Origin of the sequence: Chryseobacterium sp. Leaf404 (genome assembly GCF_001424145.1) — a bacterium.
GTDB lineage: Bacteria > Bacteroidota > Bacteroidia > Flavobacteriales > Weeksellaceae > Chryseobacterium.
On record NZ_LMQM01000002.1, the window covers coordinates 72,270 to 92,885 of the forward strand.

General features: G+C 36.9%; 23 protein-coding genes. 8 read left to right on the plus strand and 15 right to left on the minus strand.

What is annotated here, in order from left to right; translation table 11 throughout:
- Nucleotides 1-128 precede the first annotated feature (128 nt).
- Nucleotides 129-1,244 (plus strand): ATP-binding protein, encoded by a 1,116-nt coding sequence (locus ASG31_RS04060; protein WP_056028300.1) that lies wholly within the window; start codon nucleotides 129-131, stop codon nucleotides 1,242-1,244.
- A 13-nt stretch (nucleotides 1,245-1,257) separates the two neighbouring features.
- Here ASG31_RS04060 and ASG31_RS04065 read toward each other — a convergent pair whose 3' ends face one another.
- The 3 genes from ASG31_RS04065 to ASG31_RS04075 form a co-directional block, all read right to left on the minus strand.
- The gene (locus ASG31_RS04065; protein ID WP_056028303.1) at nucleotides 1,258-1,638 is read right to left on the minus strand and encodes a hypothetical protein; all 381 of its coding nucleotides are present in this window, start codon (nucleotides 1,636-1,638) and stop codon (nucleotides 1,258-1,260) included.
- 25 nt (nucleotides 1,639-1,663) lie between these two features.
- Nucleotides 1,664-1,795 (minus strand): type II toxin-antitoxin system HicA family toxin, encoded by a 132-nt coding sequence (locus ASG31_RS04070; RefSeq protein WP_231433812.1) that lies wholly within the window; start codon nucleotides 1,793-1,795, stop codon nucleotides 1,664-1,666.
- Nucleotides 1,796-2,041: 246 nt separating this feature from the next.
- Nucleotides 2,042-3,025 (minus strand): hypothetical protein, encoded by a 984-nt coding sequence (locus ASG31_RS04075; protein ID WP_056028306.1) that lies wholly within the window; start codon nucleotides 3,023-3,025, stop codon nucleotides 2,042-2,044.
- 129 nt (nucleotides 3,026-3,154) lie between these two features.
- Here ASG31_RS04075 and ASG31_RS04080 point away from each other — a divergent pair, with 129 nt between their 5' ends.
- The 4 genes from ASG31_RS04080 (at nucleotide 3,155) to ASG31_RS04095 (ending at nucleotide 8,062) form a co-directional block, all read left to right on the plus strand.
- Nucleotides 3,155-3,781, plus strand: coding sequence for a TetR/AcrR family transcriptional regulator (locus ASG31_RS04080; protein WP_056028309.1), 627 nt, complete (start codon nucleotides 3,155-3,157; stop codon nucleotides 3,779-3,781).
- Complete coding sequence (locus ASG31_RS04085; protein ID WP_056028312.1) at nucleotides 3,765-5,078, plus strand: TolC family protein; 1,314 nt, start codon at nucleotides 3,765-3,767, stop codon at nucleotides 5,076-5,078. Before ASG31_RS04080 ends, ASG31_RS04085 begins: the two co-directional genes overlap by 17 nt.
- A 22-nt stretch (nucleotides 5,079-5,100) precedes the next feature.
- Nucleotides 5,101-6,204: an HlyD family secretion protein gene (locus ASG31_RS04090; RefSeq protein WP_056028315.1), complete on the plus strand. Its 1,104-nt coding sequence runs from the start codon at nucleotides 5,101-5,103 to the stop codon at nucleotides 6,202-6,204.
- 280 nt (nucleotides 6,205-6,484) lie between these two features.
- Nucleotides 6,485-8,062 carry a DHA2 family efflux MFS transporter permease subunit gene (locus ASG31_RS04095; RefSeq protein WP_056028319.1) on the plus strand — a complete coding sequence of 526 codons (1,578 nt, stop codon included), beginning with the start codon at nucleotides 6,485-6,487 and terminating at the stop codon, nucleotides 8,060-8,062.
- 43 nt (nucleotides 8,063-8,105) lie between these two features.
- Here the strand turns inward: ASG31_RS04095 and ASG31_RS04100 are convergent, their stop codons facing one another.
- Nucleotides 8,106-8,468 (minus strand): winged helix-turn-helix transcriptional regulator, encoded by a 363-nt coding sequence (locus ASG31_RS04100; RefSeq protein WP_056028322.1) that lies wholly within the window; start codon nucleotides 8,466-8,468, stop codon nucleotides 8,106-8,108.
- 91 nt (nucleotides 8,469-8,559) lie between these two features.
- Here ASG31_RS04100 and ASG31_RS04105 point away from each other — a divergent pair, with 91 nt between their 5' ends.
- The 3 genes from ASG31_RS04105 (at nucleotide 8,560) to ASG31_RS04115 (ending at nucleotide 11,230) form a co-directional block, all read left to right on the plus strand.
- Nucleotides 8,560-9,090 carry an NAD(P)H-dependent oxidoreductase gene (locus tag ASG31_RS04105; protein ID WP_056028325.1) on the plus strand — a complete coding sequence of 177 codons (531 nt, stop codon included), beginning with the start codon at nucleotides 8,560-8,562 and terminating at the stop codon, nucleotides 9,088-9,090.
- Between the two features lie 280 nt (nucleotides 9,091-9,370).
- Nucleotides 9,371-10,276, plus strand: coding sequence for an EamA family transporter (locus ASG31_RS04110; RefSeq protein ID WP_056028328.1), 906 nt, complete (start codon nucleotides 9,371-9,373; stop codon nucleotides 10,274-10,276).
- A gap of 402 nt (nucleotides 10,277-10,678) precedes the next feature.
- Nucleotides 10,679-11,230: a DNA-3-methyladenine glycosylase I gene (locus tag ASG31_RS04115; protein ID WP_056028329.1), complete on the plus strand. Its 552-nt coding sequence runs from the start codon at nucleotides 10,679-10,681 to the stop codon at nucleotides 11,228-11,230.
- A gap of 121 nt (nucleotides 11,231-11,351) precedes the next feature.
- Here ASG31_RS04115 and ASG31_RS04120 read toward each other — a convergent pair whose 3' ends face one another.
- From ASG31_RS04120 to ASG31_RS04170, 11 genes are all read right to left on the minus strand, one after another.
- Nucleotides 11,352-11,726, minus strand: a complete 375-nt coding sequence (locus ASG31_RS04120) for a glyoxalase (RefSeq protein ID WP_117585812.1) — start codon at nucleotides 11,724-11,726, stop codon at nucleotides 11,352-11,354.
- A gap of 5 nt (nucleotides 11,727-11,731) precedes the next feature.
- Nucleotides 11,732-12,073, minus strand: coding sequence for a hypothetical protein (locus ASG31_RS04125; RefSeq protein ID WP_056028335.1), 342 nt, complete (start codon nucleotides 12,071-12,073; stop codon nucleotides 11,732-11,734).
- A gap of 92 nt (nucleotides 12,074-12,165) precedes the next feature.
- On the minus strand, nucleotides 12,166-12,594 hold the full coding sequence (locus tag ASG31_RS04130; protein ID WP_056028338.1) for a hypothetical protein: 429 nt from the start codon (nucleotides 12,592-12,594) through the stop codon (nucleotides 12,166-12,168).
- 101 nt (nucleotides 12,595-12,695) lie between these two features.
- Nucleotides 12,696-14,291 carry a patatin-like phospholipase family protein gene (locus tag ASG31_RS04135; RefSeq protein ID WP_056028341.1) on the minus strand — a complete coding sequence of 532 codons (1,596 nt, stop codon included), beginning with the start codon at nucleotides 14,289-14,291 and terminating at the stop codon, nucleotides 12,696-12,698.
- Between the two features lie 277 nt (nucleotides 14,292-14,568).
- The gene (locus tag ASG31_RS04140; protein WP_056028344.1) at nucleotides 14,569-15,129 is read right to left on the minus strand and encodes a DUF4082 domain-containing protein; all 561 of its coding nucleotides are present in this window, start codon (nucleotides 15,127-15,129) and stop codon (nucleotides 14,569-14,571) included.
- A 66-nt stretch (nucleotides 15,130-15,195) separates the two neighbouring features.
- Entirely contained in the window at nucleotides 15,196-15,942 is a 747-nt protein-coding gene (locus ASG31_RS04145; RefSeq protein WP_131725491.1) for a hypothetical protein, read from the minus strand.
- Between the two features lie 39 nt (nucleotides 15,943-15,981).
- Entirely contained in the window at nucleotides 15,982-16,467 is a 486-nt protein-coding gene (locus ASG31_RS04150) for a hypothetical protein (RefSeq protein ID WP_131725492.1), read from the minus strand.
- A 32-nt stretch (nucleotides 16,468-16,499) separates the two neighbouring features.
- Nucleotides 16,500-17,867: a hypothetical protein gene (locus ASG31_RS04155; RefSeq protein ID WP_056028352.1), complete on the minus strand. Its 1,368-nt coding sequence runs from the start codon at nucleotides 17,865-17,867 to the stop codon at nucleotides 16,500-16,502.
- A 12-nt stretch (nucleotides 17,868-17,879) separates the two neighbouring features.
- Nucleotides 17,880-18,590: a hypothetical protein gene (locus ASG31_RS04160; protein WP_131725493.1), complete on the minus strand. Its 711-nt coding sequence runs from the start codon at nucleotides 18,588-18,590 to the stop codon at nucleotides 17,880-17,882.
- 61 nt (nucleotides 18,591-18,651) lie between these two features.
- On the minus strand, nucleotides 18,652-19,902 hold the full coding sequence (locus ASG31_RS04165) for an OmpA family protein (RefSeq protein ID WP_056028358.1): 1,251 nt from the start codon (nucleotides 19,900-19,902) through the stop codon (nucleotides 18,652-18,654).
- A gap of 31 nt (nucleotides 19,903-19,933) precedes the next feature.
- On the minus strand, nucleotides 19,934-20,524 hold the full coding sequence (locus ASG31_RS04170; RefSeq protein ID WP_056028361.1) for a hypothetical protein: 591 nt from the start codon (nucleotides 20,522-20,524) through the stop codon (nucleotides 19,934-19,936).
- Between the last annotated feature and the right edge of the window lie 92 nt (nucleotides 20,525-20,616).

The window sequence follows — 20,616 nt, forward strand, 5'->3', positions numbered from 1 at the left end:
TCAAAGGTGAATTTGCCTCGCTGTCAAATTTTATTCGCTCAAATATTATAAAATTCACAACTCACCTGCGAAGCAAAATTCACAATTGCTCATTTAAATCATCCAACAAAAATTTTTATCTTTGAGCCATGAATTGGGAGAACATCGCAGGGCAGAAAAATCTAATGAAACTGCTTCAGGAAAGTATTTCAGATAACAGGGTGAGCCACGCACAACTATTTGTAGGAAAGGAGGGGTACGGTACTTTTCCTTTGGTTTTGGCTTATGCCAAACAGATTCTGAATAATGAAAATGAGCATTCCGCTTCAAAAGTAGATCATCTCAATCATCTGGATCTCCACTTTTGTTTTCCGGTTTTTACCGAGAAAAATAATTCATTAAGCAAAAAGAATTTTGAAGAGTTCAGATCGATGATTTTAGAATCGCCTTATGCCAGCTTTGACGACTGGTCTGCCGCTTTGGAATCTGAAAACAAACAGCTTTTTATCTCGGCAGATGAGATGGATGAGCAAAACCAGAAATTTGCTTTAAAAAGTTTTGAAGGAGGAACAAAAATTCTCATTGTCTGGAGAGCCGATAAAATGAATACCTCCGCAGCTAATAAATTCCTTAAATTTCTGGAAGAACCACCAGCCAAAACATTGATTCTTCTGACAACAGAAAGCATTGATGATATTTTGCCTACTATTCTTTCCCGTACCCAGATTATTGATGTGCCGAGAATTGAGGATGAGGATCTTCAAATGTATATGAAAGAAAAAACTCAGGCTGATGAAGGGAAAATTACAGAAATTATTCATCAGGCTCAGGGAAATTTGAATGAAGCTTTAAAACTGTTAAATTCTCAAAATAAAAACAGTGACTTTGAAGCACTTTTTGTACAGTGGGTTCGCGACGCTTTTATGGTAAAAAAGAAACCTGAATATTTGAAATCAATCATCAGCTGGGCAAGAGAGGTCGCGTCATGGAACCGTGAAAAACAGAAAAATTTCCTTAACTACTGTTCCGAGATTTTCAGGCTGGCGATCCTTCAGAATTACGGTTCGCAGGATCTGGTTTATAAAAAAATCGATGCGAACGGATTCAACTGGGCCGGTTTTTCAAAGTACATCAGCGGAGCCAATATTGTTTCAATATTGGAAGAAATAAACGAAGCCGATCATCATTTAACCCGAAACGGAAACCCGAAAATTGTCTGGACGGATTTGGGGATTAAACTGTCACGGTATATTCATAAAGTTTAAACCATCGAATTTTTTAAAGTTCAATAGATAAAAGTTCTTTACCCAAACGGTGCAGACCTTCCTCTATTTTTTTTCTTTGTGCAGCCCGCGGTTTTTTAAGCCCGGTGGCATAGTGGTGAATCTGCTTTTGGTTAATGCCTGTAATTTTTTCCATTGCGGGATTTGAAAGTATACCTTTGTAATAGTTTAAAAAGCTTTGAATGTCGTATCTGTAAGTCAATTCACACTCTTCTTTGGGGAAATTTCCGAGTTCTTTATTAATTGCAATGCTTTCCAAAATACTTTTTTTAACATCTTTTACAGTATCTCCACCTGCAGTGATGCCTTTTACATTTTCTGCATACGCCCAAAAAAAATCGTCGCTTCTTTCTATGATTATTTTTATATTTTCCATTGTGTAATCCTTTATAGAATGAAAACTATTTCAGTTTCATGTCTTTTTTAATTTTATTTTCTATTCCTTTTCCTACTTCTTTTGCACCATGATAAGGAACAGGATAAGTAATTACTGATTTTTCATAAATATAATGACTTCCGGATACACTTAGCAATTTCCATCCGTTCTTTAGAATAAGCCTCTGTGCAATTCGCTTGATTTCATAGAACTATTTGTGTTTAATTAATTCAAAGGTATATAATTGTATACTAATTGGTAAGTTTTTTTTTCGTTAAATTTTCGAGACTACGTATTAAAATGAAAATAACCAAAATCAATTTCTAAAATGTCTGAAGATTGATTTTGGTTAAATTGCAGGCAAGATATATTTATTTGAACTTACTTTATATAAATAAAAAACTCAATTTTGTAGATTCCGTTTAAACTCCGCATATTCCTCCTCCATAAAATCAGCCTTCCCCAGCTGAACCCGCATCGATTCAATATTTTTCACAGTAGACTGCAATGCGGTCGTAAACCACGGAAATTCCTGACTTAAAGATGTAAGTTTTGCAAGAGCCCGCAAAGCTCCGTTTTGAGATTCGGATAATTTTACGGCATGCTCGTACCGAAAGATAGGACAGTAATAATATTCTTCCGCCACGTAATCCCACTTTTCAAGGTCTGCATCGGTCGTGATCAGATAAGCCATGGCAAAAACCGATGAGTCCAGATAGTTTTCTGAGAAAATAAAACAGTCAAATATATTTTCTGAATCGTTTTGTTTAATTTTCCTGTCTATCACATCAGCAATAATCTGATGACTTTTTTCTTTTTTAACGGTGTCTTTAGATAAATGAAGCACACTTCCATATTCTACTTTTACCAAATCATTTTTTGGAGATTTTTCGTAAGCTTTTTCTGCATACATCATCGCCGAATCATTATCCAGCAACATTCTGTGAAGTTTTGATGCCGCCACAAGTTCTTCCACAGACAAATGATCTTTGCCTTCAATATTTTCTCTGAAATATTTCAGTGATTTTGTAGCATAACGGTCTTTAGTAAACCGTTCCATCACTTTCCATCCTTCCAGTTTTTTCAGTTGAGACTGATCCCAGAATTCATACAAAACAGACACCCTGTCCCATTTAGACTGAATTTTTGCCCATTCGGAAAATACCTGATGATAGGCCACGTGCGGTGGTACCGAATTTCCGTTTTGATCTTCTATATTTAAACTGATGTCAGCAGCCGGATCAGAATGATATCTTTTATAAGCCTCTACAATTTCCCTGTCAAATTTTTCTCCCAGTTCCGAAGATACAACCGATCGCTCTTCCTTTGGAGGAGTGATTTTCTCTGATTGTTTTTTTTTGCCGAAAAGAAAACTGAAAAAGCCCATAAAATTGATTTTCAGTAAATATAAAATTAATTGGAAAAACAGGAAGAATTAAAATAAAATTAAAAAATCAATCAAACGTTTGATTTTATGAATTTCCTGATGTATCTTTGCACTCGTAAATGATCATATATGATTTCAAAAGAAGAAAATATATTATTCGCCGCCGAAAAACTTTTTGCCGAAAACGGTTTTCAGGGGACTTCCACAAGGGAGATTTCCAAAGCAGCAAACGTTAATATATCGATGATATCTTATTATTTCGGTTCCAAAGAAAAACTCTACGAAAAATTGGTGGAGTACAGAATGAGCGCAGGACAGTTTTTTTCTAAAGATATTTTAGAAAGAACAGACATAAATGAATGGGAAAAAATAGTGAAAATTGTAGATCAGTTTGCAGGGAAAATAAGACATCAGAAGTGTTTTTACAGAATTATGCAGAGAGAGCAGCTTTACAGCGAAAATCCTCAAATTGTAGAATTCCTGAGGCAGACCAAATTAAGTTTCCTGAGCATGTATTCAAAAATTTTGGAAAGTGGCCTGGAAAAAGGAATTTTCACTAAAAATCCTCCGATTTATTTACTTCATTCTACCGTGAGCGGTACTCTTTTTTATGCCTCGAACGCAACCGGCATGTACAAAGAATTTTTGGATAATAAGGAAGAGAGTGAAGTCTTTGAAGAGAAATATTACTCTGAACTTACACAACATATCAAACATATTTTAAAAGACCTTTTAGGTTATGAAGACAAAAAATAATTCGGTAATTGCAGCCGTTTTCCTTGTGGGAATATCGTTTTTCCATGCTCAGGAAAAGAAAATGCTTACCCTTGACGAGGCTGTGCAGCTGGGAATCCAGAACAGCAAAAGTCTCAAAATAGATGCTGCCAAAATAGAAGAGGCAACCGCTGATCTTTTGGAAGCAAAAAACCGGCAGCTCCCTGATTTTAAAGCGTCGGTAAGCTATATGTATCTTCCTCTGGAACCCAATATCAACATTAAGCTTCCCGGAGTTTCTGCGGCGGGTGGCCCAAGAGTCAATCAGGTTTTGTTTGGTTCTGCCAACCTCTCGGTTCCTTTGTACAGTGGCGGAAGAATAAAATACGGAATAGAATCTGCAAAATATTTAGTCGAAGCTTCAAAACTGAACACAGAAAACGATAAAGTTGCGATTGCCTATAATGTTGCACAGGCCTACAACAATCTTTTTAAAGCCAATCAGTCCATTAAAGTTTTAGAAGAAAATCTTTCAGCTTCGTCAAAAAGAGATGAAACTTTTCTGAAACTTGAAAATAACGGCGTCATTGCAAGAAATGATCGGTTGAAAGCCAATCTTCAGACTTCAAATATCGAACTTCAGCTTCTGGAAGCCAAAAACAATTACAATATTGCCAATATCAATATGGATCTTCTTCTCGGACTTCCCGACAACACGGAAATTGAGGTGGATGAAGACTACATCAACGAAATGCAGGAGGCAAAACCGCTGGATTTTTATCTGAACAACGCTCAGGAAAACAGAAAAGATCTTCAGGCACTTCAACAGCAGAGAAAAGCAGCATCTGTAGGTACAAAAGCAGCCAAAGCTGAAAATTTACCCACAATTGCCTTGACGGGCGGATATGTTGCAGCAGATGTTCCAAGGTTTTTCACAATGTATAATGCGGTGAATGTAGGTTTGGGAATTCAATACAATATTTCAAATCTCTGGAAGAAAAATTCGGCCTTGAAACAGTCTGAAGCGAGAGAAAAACAACTTTCTGCTACAGACGAAATGCTGAATGACAATATTAAACTGGAAGTGAACAGAGAATATCAGAACGCAGAGTATTTTAAACAGAGAATTGCCGTTTTCGAAAAATCTTCTGTTCAGGCCGATGAAAACTACAGAATTACAAAAAATAAATACGACAACGGTCTGGCAACGATGACGGAACTTCTGGATGCCGATGCTGCGAAAATTGCCGCAACCGTTGGCGTAATCAATGCCAAAGCTGATGCTGCGCTGGCCTACAGAAAACTTGTGCAGACTACAGGAACTTTAACCAACAATTAATTTTAAGAACTCATTAATTAAAATGGAAAATAATACAACACAGAGTACTGAACCTCAAAAGAAAAAAAGTCTGGTTTTCCCGATTATATTGGCCGTAGTGCTCATCGGTGGAGGAATTTACGGTTATAAAACCTACTCTTACGGTCAGGTGCACGAAGAAACTGACGATGCACAGATTTCATCCAACATGGCTCCGGTCATTTCAAAAATTTCAGGTTATGTGGCGGAAGTGAAGGTGAAGGACAATCAGTTTGTGAAAAAAGGAGATACTCTGGTAGTGCTGGACAACAGAGATCAGAAAATGGCTTTGGCTCAGGCAGAAGCAGCTTTGGCAACAGCAAAAAGTAATATTTCAAATGCACAGGCCACCACAACGGCGACGTCTAAAAATATAGGCTCATCTGAAGCGGCAGTTTCTACGGCAAATGCTCAGATTGAAGCAGCAAAAGTCAATGTCTGGAAAACTTCTCAGGATCTAAAAAGGTATTCAGTCCTTGTAAAAGACCATTCGATTACAGAACAGCAGTACGAGCAGGCTCTGGCCGCAAAACAGTCTGCGGACAAACAGCTTCAGGTTTTGGTGGAACAGCGTAATCAGATCGCTCAGCAGACAGGTATTGCCTCATCACAAACCGCTGCCAGCTCGCAACAGATCAGCGTTGCAGGTTCCGTAGCGAAGCAGAGAAAGGTAGATGTGGAAAATGCGAGATTAAATCTTTCATACACCATAATCACCGCTCCGGAGGATGGTTATGTAGGAAAAGTTTCTACGCAGGCCGGACAGTTTCTGCAGGCCGGAACACAGCTTTTTGCCTTGGTAAGAGATGATCAGAAATGGGTGGTTGCCAATTTTAAAGAAACTCAGGTAGATAAAATGGTGGAAGGCCAGAAAGTGAAAATCGAGATCGATGCTTTCCCAGACAGGGAATTTGATGGAGTTGTAAGTTCGTTTTCTCCGGCTACAGGAGCGTCATTTTCAATTCTTCCTCCAGACAACGCAAGCGGAAACTTCGTAAAAGTGGTACAGAGACTTCCCGTGAAAATAGATTTTGTTAAACTTGATAAAGAAGTTGCCAAAAGACTGAGAACAGGGATGAATGTGAAGGCAGAAGTTTCTCTGAAATAATATTGAAATAAGTGAAAGGTCAATAAACTTCGTTGTCAATAGTGAATTTGCTTCGCTGTCAATTTAAAACTGACTGCTTTACTATTCACCATCAATTTACGAAACTAATTTGCCATTCATTTCTATAAAAGTATATCAGTGAATTGTCAATTTTGCAGAGGCAAGTCAATTATGAATTGAAAATGCTGTAAGATTAATGTTATATGGAAATGGAGGAGAAAAATTGACAACGAAGTTGATTGACCATTGACAATTCACTTTTTTACATCGAAAAAAAACTATGCAAGATTCATTAGTAGAATATGGAGCCCGAAGAGTAATCATCACGATTACAGCAATTCTTTGTGCTTTGCTTGAAATTGTAGACTCTACAATTGTGAATGTTGCCCTCAACGAAATGAAGGGAAACATGGGAGCTACACTTTCTGAAGTGGGCTGGGTGATTACAGCTTACGCCATCGGTAACGTTATTGTAGTGCCGATGACCAGCTGGCTTTCGCAACAGTTTGGAAGAAGAAATTATTTCGCAGCTTCAATTATTATATTTACCGTTTTCTCATTCTTATGCGGAAATGCCGATAATATCTGGGAACTTGTATTTTTCAGGCTCTGTCAGGGAATTGGCGGTGGAGCGCTTCTGGTGACTTCACAGACGATTATTACAGAATCTTATCCCATCGAAAAAAGGAGCATGGCACAGGCCATCTACGGTTTGGGAGTGATTATTGGTCCGACCTTAGGTCCGCCTTTGGGAGGTTATATTGTTGATAATTACAGCTGGCCTTATATTTTTTATATTAATATTCCAATTGGAATTGCGGCGGTGATGATGACCCTTCAGTTTGTAAGAAGTCCGAAATATGCGGAAAAAAGGAAAGCATCGGATGTAGACTGGCTCGGGATTATGCTTTTGGCATTAACGGTTGGTTCGCTGCAGTTTATTCTGGAAAGAGGTCATGAAGAAGACTGGTTTGAAAGCGGAATGATTGTCACCTTCACTTCCACAGCTGTTTTAGGATTTATATTATTTCTCTGGCGCGAACTCACCTACAAATATCCCATCGTGGAACTTCGGGTTTTGAAAAACGGAAACCTGAGGATCGGAACCATTATGTCTTTCGTTTTAGGATTCGGACTGTATGGTTCCACGTTTATTGTTCCTTTATATACGCAGAGTATTTTGGGGTGGACGGCTTTGCAGTCTGGAGCTTTGATGATTCCGGCAGCACTGACCACAGCGTTTATGATGCCGATTATCGGAAAACTCCTGACGAAAGGTGCCAAGCAGCAGATTTTGGTGGCTTTGGGATTGTTTATATTCTTCATCTACAGCTTCTGGGGCTACAAAATTCTAACTCCGGACACGGGAGAAGACGCTTTTTTCTGGATGCTGATTGTGAGGGGGGCAGGTTTAGGTTTGCTTTTTATCCCGATTACCTCTTTATCTTTAAGTACTTTGAAAGGACAAGAAATTGGTCAGGGAGCGGCATTTACAGGGATGATGAGACAGCTCGGAGGTTCTTTCGGGATTGCGGGAATCACCACATTTATTGCCAATGAAAGCCAGAAACATAGGGTGAATCTTCTGTCACATTTAGATGAAAACAGTCTGAATGTTCAGGAAAGAATCAACGGATTGAAAGCAAGTTTTATGGCAAAAGGAATGGCTTCTGATGTTGCAGAAAAATCGGCCTACAAAATTCTGGATCTTTCAGTAACGAAACAGGCCGCTGTATTATCTTACATGGATGTATTTCTATATCTGGGTGTAATCTTTTTGGTCTGTATTCCTTTTATTTTATTTGTAAGAGAAAGAAAAAGCAAAGAGAAAATCGACCTCAGTGAGGCGATGCACTAAAAAATATAAACCTCTGGAATTTTTCAGAGGTTTTTTGTTGGTTCTAATCCTCAATACTTGTCTTATGCATCGTTCCCCATTTATCCAGTTCCTTGATGACAGGTTTTAATTTGTAGCCAATCTCAGTCAGCTCATATTCAACTCTTGGCGGCACTTCGGCAAAAACGGTTCTTGTGACGATTTTGTCTTCCTCCAGTCTTCGCAACTGAAGCGTGAGCATACGTTCTGTGATATTTCCGAGACTTTTTCTGAGTTCCCCGAATCTCAGTTTGCCGTTAATCAGATAACTACAGATGGCGAGCGACCACTGTCCGCCAATCAGTTTAGAAGCATAAAGCTCCGGACACTCTTCTACTAGGGCTTTTTTATTCGCAAAATTGGTTGAGGTTTCTTTAATTTTAGTCATTACTTACATTTTTTATAGTACCATACAATTGGCGGCTAATATCGGAAATGTAAGTTACACCTATTATTTTTGTAAAAGAAATTTTTAGAATATGAAAACATTAATAGTAGTAACCCATCCCAAAATGGAAGAATCTTTAATCAACAGAAGATGGGTGGAAGAGTTGAATAAATTTCCTGAAAAGTATACCGTTCACGAACTGTACAAAGCTTATCCGGACGAAATATTAGATATTAAAAAAGAACAGGAACTCGTTGAAGCTTATGATAAAATTGTTTTTCAGTTTCCTTTTTACTGGTTCAGCAGTCCGTCTCTGCTGAAAAAATGGTTTGATGAAGTTTTGTTGCACGGCTGGGCTTACGGAAGCAAAAGCGGATATAAAGTCGGGGGAAAAAAAGTTGCTCTAGCCATATCGGCAGGTGTTGATGATGAAGATTTCAAGGCTGACGGAAAATACAGACATACCGTGATTGAATTCACCAGACCTTTCGAACTTAGTTTTGATTACGTAAAAGCAGATTACCAGAAACCATTTGTCTACTACGGTTTAGAACATAATGTTTCTAAAGAATGGATTGAAAGAAGTGTTCCACTGTATTTGGATTTTATTGATAATTTGTAAATAATTAAATCTCTGAAGTTTATCGGAGATTTTTTTTTGAATTCTAAAAAATTGCCCTGTCCCATCTATGTTTTTGCCCAATCAATAGTGGTTTGAACTTTCCCGGTTTGGGATTTCTTCCCCCGAAACTGGTTTGCCCCATCCCAATTTGGGAAATTTTCCCACCAAACAGGTTTGCCTTAGAATCATAAAATTTTAATTAACTGGCGAAAGCTTCTCAATCTGTTATGCCTTATTCCCTATCTTTGCCTCACATTAAAGCAATAAATTCCATCTCCCCTTGAACAATCTGAAATACTACCTCGCTGCCATTACTGCCTTCTCACTATGGGGAACTTTCAGTTTGGTTTTAAAGCCGCTGCATTCTTATCCTTCACTGGATATTCTGTTTTACAGAGTGTTCAGCTGTGCGGTTATTATGACGGTGGTGACGGTACTTTTCAGAAAGGTAAAGTTGAGAGATAATCTGAATTATTTTAAAAATCTTATTCCCAAAGATCAACGTAAAATCATCGGATTAAATATTTTGAGCAGCATTTTACTCACAGGAAACTGGTTTTCGTTTATCTACGTGATGAATCACATCAGCGTGCGTGCGACTTCTGTTGCCTATCTCGTATGCCCGATCATTACAACGATTCTGGCCTTTTTCATTCTCCGTGAAAAGCTCAGCAAACTCCAGTGGATTTCCGTTTTTCTGAGTGCGGTGGGATGTATTTTGCTGTCATACGCCAATCTTTTGGATATGGTGTACAGCAGCCTTATCGGTTCTACGTATGCCTGTTATCTCATTATTCAAAGCACCAATTCAAAGTTTGATAAATTTCTTGTGCTCAATTTCCACATGATTTTGTCGGCGTTAATCTTGCTCCCGTTTTTCCCAACCTACTCAGGACCGGTGCCTGCTGATTTCACGTTTTATTTTTATATCGAAATCATCGCAGTGATGTATACCATCGTTCCATTACTGTTAAATTTATATGCTTTATCAGGAATTGCTTCCTCAAAAGTGGGAATGATTCTCAACATCAATCCCATTATCGCCTTTATTCTGGCAGGTGCAGTTTATAATGAAGCATTGGGAGGTTTGCAGATTGTATCTTATTCCATCATCTTTTTAGCGGTTATTGTTTTTAATGGAAAAGAAATTTTCAGGTTAAAGGAAAAAAGTATAGAGGCAGGATAAATTTTTTTACTCTTCAAAATTTTGTGTGAAAACTTGTTTTTGTGACTTCGGGAACTGAGGCGTTAAGAAATTTTGAGAAAATTCCGTTAAAAAATCTCCATTGTTTGAGTGGCGGCAAAAATCTTATTAAATGAAGAATCTTTCTTTCCGCCCGAGTTTTGGAGATTTTAGGAAGTTTTTCAAAATTTTAGCCGAGTTTCCAAGTCTTGAATTTTTGGTTCTTTTGTTTCAAGACAAAAGAACAAGGAATAGTTAAATTTTAAATATTTAAATTTTAAACTTAGTAAAAAGATTTTAGTCTGCTAAATCAGTAAAGCTTTCTTCATTAGAAACTTTAATACTTTTCTCCTGACAAACCGTTGTCATAAAACTTTATTACTTTTACCTGCAAAAATTATTACTATGAGTTACTGTTCAGCCATCGAAAATATGCAGCCCGAAAGCAGAAAGGAACTGCACAAAAATTACCACGACAACCACTACGGCTTCCCGATTCATAATGACAACGAATTGTTTGGAAGATTAATCATGGAAATCAATCAGGCAGGTCTGAGCTGGGAAACGATTTTGAAAAAAGAGGAAGGTTTCAGAAAAGCTTATGACAATTTTAATATCGAAAAAGTTGCGGCTTACACTGAAGAAGACCGTGAAAGATTACTGGCCGATCCAGGGATTATCAGAAATAAACTGAAAGTCAACGCCGCCATCGAAAATGCAAAAACCATCATCGAACTTCAGAAAGAATTCGGATCATTTGAAAAATGGCTGGAACACCATCATCACAAAACCTTACAGGAATGGATGAAACTCTTCAAAAAAACCTTCAAATTCACCGGTGGCGAAATCGTAAATGAATTTCTAATGAGCATTGGCTTTCTGAAAGGAGCTCATGCGGAATGGTGTGAGATTAACGGGAAAATTTTGAAAGAGAAGCCGATGTGGGTTTTAGGCTGAGGATGAGGTTAAGGTTGCGCCGTTGAAATTATTCAATAGGAATGGGCTTCAGCCCATTTATGCGTATTGAGGTAAAATTGGCTTTAGCCAAAACCTAAGTAATTCGTTGAGAAATTAACCATTATTTCATCTGACTTTTCAGCCTTTCAATCAACATCGTAATAATTCTTTTATTAAAAACTTTGCTGTCGGAAATATAGATTTCCAGTTCTTCTGCAGTAAACATTCCGATGGTCATTCCGATGAAAGTATTTTTCAAAACACTGTCTTTCTGTAGGCTTTGCTCGATCATGATGTTCTTTTTTGGCATAGACAAAGTTTCAAAACCTGAATTCTGACGGATTGCATAATTTTTAAACAGGGATAAAAACAAATCATTCTGCAGTTTCAAAATGGGACGCAGGGTTTGGTTTTGAAAAATTTCAATGGGTGTTGTTGCTTCTGAATTGGGTAGATTGAGAGATTCTCTGGGATCTGTTTTGGTATTCATGCTCATGATAATTATTTAGAGTGCCAACTGTAAGAACAATATCTGCATTGTTTTGCATTGGGTGTACGTGCAAGTTTGCCACATTGTGAACATTTATTAAAAAATACAAGCTCGGGCGTTTCTGTTAAAATTCTTTTAACCACATTTCTTTCAAATTCATCGTAGCCTTCTCTCAGAAGATCGAGAGTTTCAGGATCATTATTAATCCACCCTTTTTCTGTCATCATATTCCTCAACGTTATATTGTCTGAGCTTTTAGACATGTACATTTTATGTTTTAATGCCAATTTTTCATTGTCAGTCATTAAGTTACTGAAGTAGGTAATCACATAATGTATTTTCTCTTTGTCCATAATATTTGTGAAGTAATATTTTTTTTGTAGATTTTTCAGGCATTGAAGTTATATTTTTCTAAAATTCTAAAACTTAGAAATATAGTTCATCTCTAAATAAGCTTCAGGTGTTGTTCGTTAATAAGAATTTTTAATTTTTTTACGATATTCAAGAGTTCATGTTCTTGATTTAAATTAATTTCAATTAAGTTGTTAAGACTTTTATTTTTTTTCAGAACTAACTTTTCAGCGTTCAAAGGATAATCCTCTAACCAAATGAAGTTTGAACTAAAATCAATTCCTTCTGTTTTTAATGTGTCCCAATTTGTTGCTTTTACTTTTCTTAAAACATCAACAATATTGATCGGAAAATAATTTTTCAAATAGTTTAAAGCTTGACGTGCATTGCCTTTGCAATGTGTAGTCAACCAATAACAATCGAAGTTTTGCACTGCAAATATTATCAGCTCCTCAACATTTTCTGCTGCCTTTGTTTGTCTAGAAGTTAATAATACGCCATCGATATCTAAGTACAATTTCATTTTTGTTATAGTTAAAATCCGCAATTTAGAAAAATAAGGTTAGTTTAAAGTCTATGAGTTAAACTTAAAAAAAAATATTTCTAAAAACCCTCAAACCCAACTCACCCGACCGTCGGCGTATCCTCCTCTTTAATAATCTTTTTTTCCTTCATCGAAACAATCATTCTTTCGTATTTGTATTTTTCCCAGTCGAAGCGGTTGAGGAAATCGAGAGCTGCCTGAAATCCGCGGTTGAAGAGGTTTTCTTTTTCTTCTTTTTCCATAAAGAAATTCAGCCAGTTGCTTTTGCCGCAATTCACGTTTTGGATGCTGTAGATGTCGTAGAAACTGTATTTGCTGAGGAAGGCTTTGTCGTTAAAACCTTTCATCGTGCTGATGATATTTCCGGCAAAGGATAAGGGAGTTTTTAGAATTTCGTCTGAGGTGTGTTGCTTGTCGGTGAGCATATCAGAATCGCTGGTGAGTTTCACTCCAAAAATCGGAAGCCTCGGGTAGAAAACATCGTTATTATGAAAAAGATCGACGGGAAAATTGGAAAGACTTCCTCCATCGATGAAAATTCCGGTAGGGTAGATGTCTTCATGGGAAATATTGAGCCAGTATTTCCATGCGTATTTTACAGAATCGTCTTTGCTGTTGATGATTTTCTGCATAGGTTCAAAGAAAAACGGAACCGACATCGATGCACGCACAAACTCTGCCGGACTGTTCCTTTTCAGCTCCTCCTCAGACCAATACAGATTGGCCATCGCCGGCAGTTCAACCTTGATTTTTGCGCTGATGTCTGTGGTGATGACAACATATTCAGATTTCAAAAGATAAAACGGATTGGTTTTGTAGTAGTCATTATTTTTGGCACTTTCAAAAAACAGTCTGTAGCGGGTTTCGTCGATGTGATTTTCGGTTTTTGTGTGGTCGGCTTTTATTTTTTCAATGCTCTGAAGGGCTAAATCATAATATTCTGAACTGTTTCCGTGACGGTAGTTCAGGTTTAAACTTCCCTCTTTCTGCGAAAATTTCCTGTTGAGGTCAGCAACGGTTTTGATTCCGAAAGCATTCAGCACATCGGTCATTTTTTCAAGAAAAGCATTTCCGGGATTGAGTCCGCTGTTGTTTCTCTTAAAATCACGATAGAGTTTTCGGAGATACAGAAAAGCGATGATTAAAGGAATAATCGGAATTAAAAAAAGAAGTTTAGTGTAGAGAATACTTCCGGTAGGAACGGCAAAGGGGGCAATGACAAGTGCCAGCATCAGAATTCCAGCTAAAATAAAATTGGTCTGCAGAAAATGTTTGTTGTTCAGAATCAAGTGAATGGTTGTTTTCACATAATCCTTACCATCCATAAAATCAGCAAAATTCCAGTTAAAGAGAATGTCTTTAATGACGTCACTTTTTGCATCTTCCTTGGTTTTGCAGGCAGCAATCAACATGGTATTGATGGCTCCCGCACTCGTTCCTGCCACTTTCAGAAAACGGATTCCGAAGATTTCAAGTCCGTAAAGATAACCTACCAGAGCGCTTCCCCAGACGCCGCCACCTTCCTGCACAAATTCTACATATTGATTTCCGTTGGCATCCAGAAGATCTGAAAACTCTTTTTTGGAAATAAGCTCATGCAAAGCACTGAGTTTTTCTTTTGATTCTTGAGAAAGGGTTTCATCGTCAAGAATTTTTTGAAGGATTTCGGGATTCATGATGTTGGTTTTTCTTATTCAATCTTTATCAAAAGTTGTACTTGACCAGATCAAATGTGCGATGAAAGTATTGTTTAAATCGTTGGAACTAAGATAGAGATTTTGTAAAGATAATCCTGAATTTTGCGATTGAAATTGAAAACTGAGTCGTTCAAATATTCACTATCAAAAACGGTTTAAGCAAAATTTCAGACCGAAATCACCTTTAATATAAAAAATCCCAAAAGTAAAACTCTCGGGAAGTGAATTTGGTTAGTAATAAAGTGTTTTTTTAATTTTAATTAATCACCCACTGAAAATCAATATCAAGCAATCCGTGAATGATGTTATCGGTTTGTTTATCAGGGAATTGTTGCCACCTTCCTTGGTTGAAATTGGTTGAAAGTAAGGTAATATTATCGTCACTTATCGGAAGTTTTCTGAAATTAAGTTCATGGTAAAAATATTGAGTAGAATTCATAGAAATCGTGTAAGTTCTTCCCTGATCGACCTTGAAACTGATGAGATTTTTGAGATATGTTTTGTCATCATTATGATTGAATTCATAGGTTGCCAGAAGCGTTCTGTTCGTCGTGTCCCAAATTGAAATTCTCTTTTTGCCCAGTTCCGGATTTTTGATGTTGATGGCTTTGATGGTTCCGTTTTTGTGCGCAACGAAAGTAATTCCCAGTTCCCAAGGTCCGGTTTCGGCATATTTTAAAAGGTGGCCTTTCCCATACAACGAAGTTTCAAAATAATTTTCTACACCGCTGTACGATACGCCGGAATTGATGACGGTACATTGCTGAAAGATGAAAAAACAAAACAGAGTTGTAATAGTTTTGAGGTAAGATTTCATGATCTGAGTTTTTAAGGAAATATAAAATCTCTGGCATTCATTTCTAAAAAACACCAGAGTTTCGAGCTATTTTTTTACCGTTACATAAAAAATACAGACATCACATTCTTCTTTTGCACAGGTGGGTGTAAGGATGAGTTTGTAGTCTCCCGCCGAAGGAAAATTAATTATTCCTGATAAATTTACATTGGGAAAACTTTGTGATTCTCCTGTTGTGGTATTTACGATTTGCCCTTTCAATGCGACATTGCAGTTGCCTTCGCATTTGTAACCGCCTTCTAAACCAAATTGTTGCTTCAATCCGATCTGAAAACTTTCTCCACAGTTGGTTGGTTTTGCAGCACCGTCGATGTACGCTGTAAATTTGTTCCATCCGTCTTTTCCTCTGCATTTACAAACGGTTGGTTTGTCGCATTTTACGGTAAAATAAAACTTGGCAGCAGCGCAGACTTTTCCGCCACACCACGGAGTGATTTCCAGCACATAACTTCCTGCGTTTTCAAATTCATATTTCCACGGAAAAGTAAAATCATCGTAAGATTTGATGATGCTTCCGCTAGCGTCGTTTTTTTTGATGGTGGCTTTTAGTTTTACATCGCAAACTGTTTTATAGCTGCATTTGTAGCCACCGTTTAAGAGAATCGGTGTGTTGCATTTCACATCAAACTGGTGCATACTTCTTACCGTTTGGGTTTCACCATTATAGGTATATTGAAAAGGGTTGAATCCATGAGGATTGCATTTGCAGTTCTGAGCATTAATCATCGTTGCAGATAGCAACAGCATGATGATTGCTGTGATTAAATTTTTCATGATATAGTTTTTGTCTTAATTAATTTGCTGGATTGATGTTTACAAAATAGGTTCAGAAGTCGTAAAACGGACAAACTTAGTAAATGAAGTCGGACATTGGGATTTGATTCCGTAGTTTAATGAATATGTTATTCTGTTATTTCCACCTAAGGTCATTGGTCTGAAAGAATCGGGTAAGTGCAATTGGGTAATCACAAAAATTCTTTGTCCCATATTATCTACAGGAGAAGTTAGACGGTTAAGAGGAATCGTGACTTGAATGTCATCACTTCTGTAAATGGTAATGCTTCCTTTAAATTCTGGTTTGCATTTGTTTCTTCCCTTATGATGAAAGTCGAAACGAAGATACAGGTGAGAAGTAGATGCCCTTTCAGGATCTTTGTAATAGAAGTAGGGATAAATTTCCAGATCATTGCAAATGCAGGATATTTGTGTGTCAGCTTGGGGCAATCTTGGTTTTTTTTGAGAAAATAAATTGCTAAAGCTTAGAAAAGCAAGCAGTAATAGAATAGTTTTTGTTTTCATGGCTGTTTTTTTGGTTATTATAGTTTTAGTTTTTATTTCCTTTTGATCATTTCTTTCAGCTGTTCTCCCATTTGTTTTGCGCCATCTTCCAACGGGTTTTTTTGAATTTGCCCTTTCTTGATATTGCAACTGGTATCAATTTCTTTCATTTTTTTTAGATACAGTTTATTCTTCTCATTCGCTGCAAAGGCATAATTGGTTCCGTTACGAGAATCGATGTTTTCCATTGCGTTTTTTAGTTCCTTTAATTGGTTTGATGCTGCTTGTAAACACGCGATTTTTACCTGTTTACTGCTTGAACTTGATTCAGAATTTTCGAGTTCGCAAATCTTTTTTTCGGTTTCTAAATGATGTGTAATGACATGATTTTTTGAATCCTGAGCAAGGCTTCCCAATCGTAAACCTTCTCGGTTATGCACATTTCCACCGTTTTTTATGTAATCGTTGTAAGCTCGTTCTTTATTCAGCATTTGTCTTTTGTGTGCTAAAAGAGCATTCGCTGAAGCGCAAATTTCGGTAGTTGCAGAATTGGCATAATAATCTAAAGCTTCTTCTTTTTTATCTAATAATTCTTCGGTTGTTTGCGTTTCTGTACTTTTTTCATCATCAAAACGACTTCCATCAAAACACTCGGTTACATCAGTTATTTTAGTAATAGAAACCGATGTTTCGGGGCTTTGTATTGATAAACAGATCAATGTGTTACCGTGTTCATCAGCATAATATCCAGTTCCGAAAGCACCTACATAATCTTTTAGCGGAATTCTCTGGGCATGATACGAGCTGAATAAATATTTCACGCTAGAATCTCTTATTCCTTCGATAACGTATCCTAAAGTAGGCAGGTTTTCGTTAGTAAATGGTTCTCTTTCAGGTTCTTGTAGCGTTGCGGGGTTTTTTAATACAAAATTGGTATATCCACCATACGGAATATTTTCCATCGGCATTTGTGCTAAAAAAGTTTTTCTTCCCCGATTATCTACCCGAAATGTAAAAGATTCTCCAATTTTACTTGTAATAATCATAGAAAAACCAGGTTGCGGATTATTCATTCCGGCACAACTTCGGGCTACGTCATCTGAAAAAAACGCCACATAACCGTCTCTCGTGTTGATATAATAACATCCGATGGAGGATTTTCCATTTTGAATTGCAAAATATTCTACTTTTTTGTTGAAACAAATCTTGTTGGTATGCACAATTTTTCGAGGTGCATGATTTCTGAAAACCGATTTCGGACCAATAAGATCATCGTAATATAAACAAGAACTTGGTGCTTTTTTGCAGAGCGAATCTAGTTTTGCCTTATCTTTTCGTCTTTGTTCCTCAGTGTAAGTTCCCTGTGCAAAGGAGATTTGGAAAAAAATAAAAGTGACGAAAATGGAAATGATGGTTTTCATTATTTTAGTTTTTTACGATTTTTTCTTGATGGTAAAGTACAACCAAACTCTGTGGCTGTCATCGGAATTGCCGCCATTAATAATCATGCTTCCTGTTCTCTCATCTATAATATATCTTCCATCGGTAGTAATCATCGTACTTTCATTTTTTACAGGTATATCTTCAAGATAAAAAAAAGAATTTCTCCCCATTTTTACTCGCAATCGGTCATAAGTGGCAAAATCATTATCTTTATGTGCCGTTTGAATTTCAATTGTCACAACAGCAACAATCCTTCTGTTTTTCACCTTCTGTTCAGGAACTCTTACATTTACTTTTTTGATAAAATTATCTTCATTTACACCCATTCTGTCTTGATAATAACTATTGGAACGATGTGCAACACCATTTAAAGGATTACTGTAAAATAAATACGTTTGATCAAAATCTGCTTTTATGGGTTTTAAACTCCAATCTAATTGCCCGCTGCTATCTACTTCTCGAAATTCTACCTTCACCTCTCCCCATGTCTGTCTGCAATCGTTGTTATCAATTGTATTTCTCAAGGCTTCTGCTATTGCGATGGAATTTAAAGTAATTTCATACGAGACCATTTTATCTGCAACTGCATCAGATTTTGTTATTTTTTTGATGTCGATGTCCTTCACTTTTTTTGTAATAATTTGTGAAAAACAAATCATTTGTAAGGAGAATAACGCAATGAGTGTAAATATTTTTTTCATGATTTTTTGATTAGTTCGTTCAACCTTGTTAAAATTCAAAACCTTGACAAGGTTATTAAATTTAGTTAACCACCACAAATTCCACTCTGCGGTTTTGTTTTTTGTCTTCTGCCGAAGCATTATCGTTTAATGGTTCAGATTCGCCTTTTCCGAAAATTTCTAATCGGGAACTGGAGATTTTGTATTTAGTTTGAAAATATTGCGCAACGGCTTTTGCCCGGTTTTCGGAGAGTTTTTGGTTCGCATCTTCATTTCCGTCGTTGTCGGTGTGTCCCGTAATGCTCACATTTACGGAAGGGTTTTCTGCGAGCACTTTCCCTAATTCATCTAAAATTTTGAAACTTACAGGTTTTATCGTGGCTTTATTTACATCAAACAAAATTTCGTTGGTGGTGAAATTTCCGGTTTCCAGGAGTTGGTGTCGTTTGTCTTCGCCGGCTTCGGCTAATCTTAGATTGGAGATCAACAGTTTGTCGGTCGAGTTTTTGTACGTTCCGATGAAGAAAATAATTTGGTTGTAATTGGCATCTCCAAAAGCGGAAGGCAAATCCCAAGCTTTTTTGCCGTCAATGTACATTCTGAAACGGTTTTTTTGTCGCCAAACTTGTACTCGAACAGTGTTGTTGTTTCTATTAAAATCTGAAATATCGACTTTATTTTTCAGGATTTCTTTTTTCTCGTAAATCACAAAAACCTCGCTTCTTCCCTGTGCAGAGAGTGAGTTTGAAGGATGTACATTGTAGATTACTGCTTCTTTTCGTCTTAAAGTCGTGTTCCAAATGTTATCAATTTTAGTCACTTTTTCGGTAAAAACAACATTGAGCGGAGTTGAATAAAAGTTGAAATTATTGGTTGTAGTTACATCAAATTCGAAGGTGAAATTTTCGGGTAATTTGGTGATTTTATTTGGGGTAAAACTTCCTTTATCAGACAGTTGCAGCCATTTTTGTCCGTTGATGTTCTGAATTTCTCCGCTGCTGTTGGTGTACCAATTTACTGGAAAATCGCTTTCTGCATCTTGGCTGAATTTTTCTTCGAAAATAACTTTGCTTCCAGGTACGAAATCAGAATTTTTGTCAGCGCTTTTCGAACCTGAAGAATTTTGTGAAGACGAACCGTTTTTGGCGTTTGCTTTTTTGTTGTTCAAAATCACATCCATTCCGTCATTGGTGGTTTTGTTGGCTTTTTGTTCTACTTTTCTTTCGATGGCTCTTTCTGCAGATTTCTGTGCTTTTTTGCCAAGTTTCTCGATGAATTGAGCGTTCGAGAATGAAAAAATAAGAATTGAAACAGTGGTAAGTATGGTTTTCATTTTTGTGAATTTTAATAATATTTTTTACTTTTTATTTTTTTTTGTCATCAGAGGGTGGCGTTACAATCACGCTGTTTCTTGCAGGTAGCGGTGAATCTTTGTTTACGATCACTTTTTGAGGAACTATGTCGTTCGAGGCTGTTGTAAAAACCCATTTTTTAGCATCCATGTTTTCTTCTGCTCCTTCAAAATAAAGGCGGTCGTTAGATTTTTTTGTTAAGTAAGAATCGTAGTCGCCTGGTTTTATGTAGTAAGATCCATTACCCGCAGAGACTATTTTAAAGCTTTGCAAATGCTGCTTATCGCTTGATAACAAATGTTCCATGTCGATGTAAGTATTCAATGTTTTTTCCTCACCAATTTGTATGTAGGTGAGATAGCGATTGCTTTTTGGCGCAAACAGCATGAGGTAGCCTGTTTTTCCACGCACAATTTTCAGAATCCAGATCTGTTCTAAGCAGGGGTTTTGACAAGGTGATTTTAAATCTGCGTTATCAGAAGGTTGATTGTTTATATTTTTGTTTTCTGAGAAAAGCTTGATGGTGTAGGTTCCCGGTCTTATCGATTGAGCACTTAATAATGAAATTGAGGCAAGGATAAAAAAAGTAATCAGTGTTTTCATTTTTTAGATATTTGTAAGAATTAAAACTTGTCGGTACAGCTGTATTTTGTTGGGCAAAAAGCCTAAGTGATTTATTATTACTGAAAAAAACA